The following is a 4,986-nucleotide window of genomic DNA, read 5'->3' as shown; positions in this document are numbered from 1 at the left end:
CGTCTCGTCGTCCTCGTCCTGGTCCACGGCGTCGAGGGCCTCGTCGTCCGTGGCGACCTCGACCTCCGCCTCGGCCTCGGGCTCGACCGGCTGCTCGGTGGTCCGGCGCCCGCGACGACGGCGCCGGAGCGTCTCGGCGGGCTCGCCCGGCTCGGCCTCGACCTCCACCTCGACGGGTCGGACGACCGCGACCGGCTCGACCGGCGTGGCGGGCCGGCCCGGCGGGGTCTCCGGCTCCGGCGCCATGAACAGCACGGTGGGTGCGGAGAGCGCGGCCCGCCGTCGGCGGCCTCGCGGCGCCTCCTCGGGAACCTCGGCCGGCTCCAGCAGCCTGGCACCGCCGTCACCGCCGGGAAGCTGGGCATCCGGTTGGCCACCGCTGGCGGCCGGCTCGGCGGCGCCAGGGGCGCCGACGGTCGATCCGGTCGTGCCGCCGGTCACCGCCGGCGTGCCGGTCGGTTCGGGACCGTCACCGGTACGGGCCACGGCCGGGTCACCGGTACGGGCCACGGCCGGGTCACCGGTACGGGCCACGGCCGGGTCACCGGCCCCGGTCACCACACCGCCCGGCTCGGCCGGCACACCGCTCGGCTCGACCGCCGCTTCGGTCGGCTCGACGGGCGGAGCCGCCTTCTTCCGCCGCGTCCGGGTCACCTTGACCGGCGGTACGGACTCGACCGGCGGTACGGACTCGACGGCCGGAGCGGGCGGCTCGCCACCCACGGTCGTACCGGCGTCACCGATCGGTGCACCGTCCGCCGGCCAAAGACCGGTTTCGTCCTTCTTGTCGGCCGTGGTGGCCTTTCGCCGTCGACGCGTCGTCTTCGGTGCGGGCTCCGTGTCACCGGCCACCGGTGCCAGCACCTCGGGGTCGGGCGCTTCCCCGCTGCCCGACCGGGCCGTACTGGGCGCCTCGCTCGGCGCGCCGGTCGGCGTCGGTTCACTCGTCGCCGACGTACGGCGACGCGTGGTGCGGACCCGGCGCACGGGCGCCTCGGTGCCAGTGTTCTCGGCGGCGTCGGCCGGCTGTGCGCCGGTCCGTTCCCCGCCCTCTGGCTCGTTCTCGAGCATGGACGTTCTCCAGTTCTGGCTTCCCCGGGCGCGGGTGAGCGCTGCCACGCAGGGTTGCCGCAAAGTATTTCCGGTGACGCGTCAAGGTGACCGGGTCGCCGAAGTCTGCCTACCTGCCGCCGGCCGGATTTCCGACTAGCGTTCGCCGATGGCTGCCCCGTCGCGGTCCGCCTCCAACGGATCCACGATCTCCCCCTGCGCGGTCAGCGTGCCCTGCGCCAGCCGGGTCGCCCTCGGCGGCACCGGCGGCTCCAGGTCGGCCACCACGCGGAGGCCAGAAAGGACGTCATCGGGTCGTACGGACGGGGTGACCTGCCGCACGACCATTTCGAGTATCGCACACGGTACGCCCGCGACCCCGGAAGGTGCCCCGGTCCTCTCGATCACATCGATACCGCTCACGGCGGCACGGGCGTCGAAAACACGTCGGCCCTGCTTGGTCATCCGTTCGACCATCACCTCGGCGGCGGCCAGGAAGGCCGACACGGCGTTGCGAAGGACATCGGGTTCGATCCCGGGCAGTTCTATCCGCCACCGCGACGCGTCGATCCGGTCCGCCAGGCTTCCGCTGCCCGCGACGACGGCGTCGAGGACGTCGAGCCCCGGGGACAGCGCCGAGTCCAACGCCGTCCGCAGGTCGGACGGGTCCACCGGTGCCTGGAGCCCGATCTCCAGGTACTCGGCCTCGCTGGCGACCCCGGTGGGCGCCGCACTGGCGTAGGAGATCTTGGGATGCGGCGTGAAGCCCTGGGAGAAGGCCACCGGTACGCCGGCCCGCCGCAACGCGCGTTCGAAGGCACGGGCGAAGTCACGGTGCGAGGTGAACCGCAACGGGCCGCGCTTGGCGTACCTGATCCGGATCCGCTGCACGACCGGCGCCTGGCCGCCCTCCGGCTGTGGTTTCCTGCTGATCGTGGTGCTCCTGTGGTGGGCGGGGTCGGTGCTGCACCCCGGTGACGTCGAGCCGCTTCGCGCTGCGGTGGGACCAGTGTCCGGTACCGGGCCGACTGTCCCGGAGGCGGGTCAGGTCTCCGGTCCGGGACAGCCGTGCTCGGATCGGCTCAGTGTGCGTGTGCGTGTGCGGGGTCGGGGTCGGCCGGCATCCGCAGGCCGGCGTTGACCGGGGTGAGCGGCAGGAGTTTCCGGCCGGTCGGCCCGATCTGGATCTCGGTGTCCATGGACGGGCAGACGCCACAGTCGAAGCACGGCGTCCACCGGCAGTCGTCCTGCTCGAACTCCGACACCGAGTCCTGCCAGTCCTGCCAGAGCCAGTCCTTGTCCAGGCCGGAGTCGAGGTGGTCCCAGGGCAGCACCTCGGCCTGCTCCCGCTCCCGGACGGTGTACCAGTCGACGTCGACCCCGAACGAGGGCAGCACCTCCGCGGCGGCGTCGATCCAGCGCTGGTAGGAGAAGTGTTCGCTCCAGCCGTCGAACCGGCCGCCGTTCTCCCAGACCCGGCGGATCACGGCGCCGACCCGGCGGTCGCCCCGACTCAGCAGTCCCTCGATCAGCGACGGCTCACCGTCGTGGTACCGGAAGCCGATCGCCCGACCGAGCGAACGGTCGGAGTTGATCGCCTGCTTGAGCAGCCGGAGCCGGTTGTCGATCACCTCGGGCCGTTCCATCCTGGCCCACTGGAACGGGGTGTGCGGCTTGGGTACGAAGCCGCCGATCGAGACGGTGCAGCGGATGTCCTTGGAGCCGGTGGCCGCCCGACCCGCCTTGATCACCTCGTGCGCGAGCCGGGCGATCTGCAGGACGTCCTCGTCCTCCTCGGTCGGCAGCCCACACATGAAGTAGAGCTTCACCTGCCGCCACCCGTTGGTGTAGGCGGTGACCACGGTGCGGATCAGGTCCTCCTCCGTCACCATTTTGTTGATCACCTTGCGGATCCGTTCCGACCCACCCTCGGGGGCGAAGGTGAGCCCGGTCCGCCGGCCGTTGCGGGACAGCTCCTGGGCCAGTTCGATGTTGAACGCGTCGACCCGGGTCGACGGCAGCGAGAGCGAGACGTTGGTCCCCTCGTACTGCTGAGCCAGGCCCGAGCACATGTCACCGATCTCGGAGTGGTCCGCCGACGACAGCGACAGCAGGCCCACCTCGTGGAAGCCGGAGTACTCCAACCCCTGTTTGACCATCTGTCCCACGGTGGTGATCGACCGTTCCCGGACCGGCCGGGTGATCATGCCGGCCTGGCAGAACCGGCAACCCCGGGTACAACCCCGGAAGATCTCCACGGCGTACCGCTCGTGCACCGTCTCGGCGAGCGGCACGATCGGCTTCTTCGGGTACGGCCAGGCGTCCAGGTCCATCGTCGTCCGCTTGTGCACCCGGAACGGCACGTCGGGCCGGTTCGGCACGACCCGCTGGATCCGGCCGTCGGGCAGGTAGTCGACGTCGTAGAAGCGCGGCACGTAGACGCTCTCGGTACGCGCCAGCCGCAGCAGCAGCTCGTCCCGGCCACCGGGGCTGCCCTCCGCCTTCCACTCCCGGACGATCTCGGTGATCTCCAGTACGGCTTCCTCGCCGTCACCGAGCACGGCCGCGTCGACGAAGTCGGCGATCGGCTCGGGGTTGAACGCGGCATGTCCGCCGGCCACGATCACCGGGTGCTCGTCGGTACGGTCGGCGGCCAGCAGTGGAATGCCGGCCAGGTCGATCGCGGTCAGCAGGTTGGTGTAGCCCAGTTCGGTGGCGAACGAGATCCCGAACAGGTCGAACGCGCCGACCGGCCGGTGCGCCTCGACGGTGAACTGCGGCACACCTCCGGCGCGCATCAGCGCCTCCAGGTCCGGCCAGACCGAGTAGGTCCGTTCGGCCAGCACGTCGGGCAGCTCGTTGAGCACCTCGTAGAGGATCTGGACGCCCTGGTTCGGGAGGCCCACCTCGTATGCGTCCGGATACATCAGTGCCCAGCGGACAACCGCCGAGTCCCAGTCCTTCACCACCGCGCCCAGTTCGCCACCGACGTACTGAATCGGCTTGCTCACCTGGGGCAGCAGCGGCTCAAGCTGCGGCCAGACGGTCATCGCCGCTGACCTGCTCGCGGCGGTCGACGCGGCGCTCATGGAACCTCCCGGGAACATCTGGCTGGAATACCCGACCAGCGGTCCAGGGTACGCGTTGCCGGACCGGCCCGGACGAGTAGTAAGCCATCACCTGAGGTCACCTGTCCCATACACCTGGTCACCGCACTGTCGGCGACACCCGGCGGGGCCTCGCGTCGCCGGGAAAATTGGTCAGGCGGTACTAACCTCGAACGGGCGCGAGAGGAGACCTGAACAATGCCGCAGCCGCAGCCGGACGCGACCGAACCGGCGGGCCGAGCCGCTCCATCCGAGCCGCCACCATCGGTCGACCGGTCGACGACCGGGGCCGTCGGCGATCGGGAGAGTCAGGCAGAGCCGTCGGACCGGTCGTCCCGGTCGCCCACCGACACCCCGGCCGACCGGGACGGGTCTGCCGGGCACACCCGCGTCGAGGAGCAGCCGGACCGCGACGCCACCCGTGTCGAGGAGCCAGCGCCCGCCGACGTCTCCTCCGGCGCGGAGCAACCGCCAGCGGCCGAGGCAGTGGCCACGGCAGCGGCCGACGCGTCCGGGGAGGACCGGCCCGCAGACCCGGACGCCACCCGACGGGTGGAGCAGCCGGCCGAGGTCGTCGCCGAACCGGCCGAGGTCGTCGCCGAGGTCGTCGCCGAGGTCGTCGCCGAACCGGCCGAGGTCGTCGCCGAACCCGTCGCCGAGCCGGCCGAGGCCATCGCCGAGGTCGTCGCCCAACCAGCCGAGGTCATCGCCGAACCGGCCGGGAAGAGGGCGCCCGGAGCGGCCGGGGACGGCTCGCCACCGGCACCCGGCGGTGCCGGCGCAGCCGCACCGGTGGACGAGGACGCGGACGAGCCGCCGCCCACCCGGG

3 protein-coding genes and 1 pseudogene are annotated in these 4,986 nt (G+C 71.9%); 1 reads left to right on the top strand and 3 read right to left on the bottom strand.

Annotated elements, in window-relative coordinates; translation table 11 throughout:
- The 3 genes and pseudogenes from I0C86_RS25990 to I0C86_RS25980 form a co-directional block, all read right to left on the bottom strand.
- Positions 1 to 1,071 (bottom strand): annotated as a pseudogene (locus I0C86_RS25990) (hypothetical protein); the annotation flags it as partial.
- A gap of 135 nt (positions 1,072 to 1,206) precedes the next feature.
- Positions 1,207 to 1,941 carry a TIGR03936 family radical SAM-associated protein gene (locus tag I0C86_RS25985; RefSeq protein WP_196203905.1) on the bottom strand — a complete coding sequence of 245 codons (735 nt, stop codon included), beginning with the start codon at positions 1,939 to 1,941 and terminating at the stop codon, positions 1,207 to 1,209.
- Between the two features lie 191 nt (positions 1,942 to 2,132).
- Complete coding sequence (locus tag I0C86_RS25980; protein WP_196203904.1) at positions 2,133 to 4,139, bottom strand: TIGR03960 family B12-binding radical SAM protein; 2,007 nt, start codon at positions 4,137 to 4,139, stop codon at positions 2,133 to 2,135.
- A 216-nt stretch (positions 4,140 to 4,355) separates the two neighbouring features.
- Here I0C86_RS25980 and I0C86_RS25975 point away from each other — a divergent pair.
- Positions 4,356 to 4,986 (top strand): hypothetical protein (locus I0C86_RS25975; RefSeq protein WP_407676352.1); only part of this gene is annotated, 631 nt, incomplete at its 3' end.

It is taken from the genome of Plantactinospora alkalitolerans (assembly GCF_015690345.1).
GTDB lineage: Bacteria > Actinomycetota > Actinomycetes > Mycobacteriales > Micromonosporaceae > Plantactinospora > Plantactinospora alkalitolerans.
This window is presented reverse-complemented; position numbering and strand designations above follow the sequence as displayed.

What these genes read in the sequence shown, in the direction of transcription:
- I0C86_RS25980 (WP_196203904.1), bottom strand. Translation starts at nt 4,139, where the DNA reads ATGAGCGCCGCGTCGACCGCCGCGAGCAGGTCAGCGGCGATGACCGTC.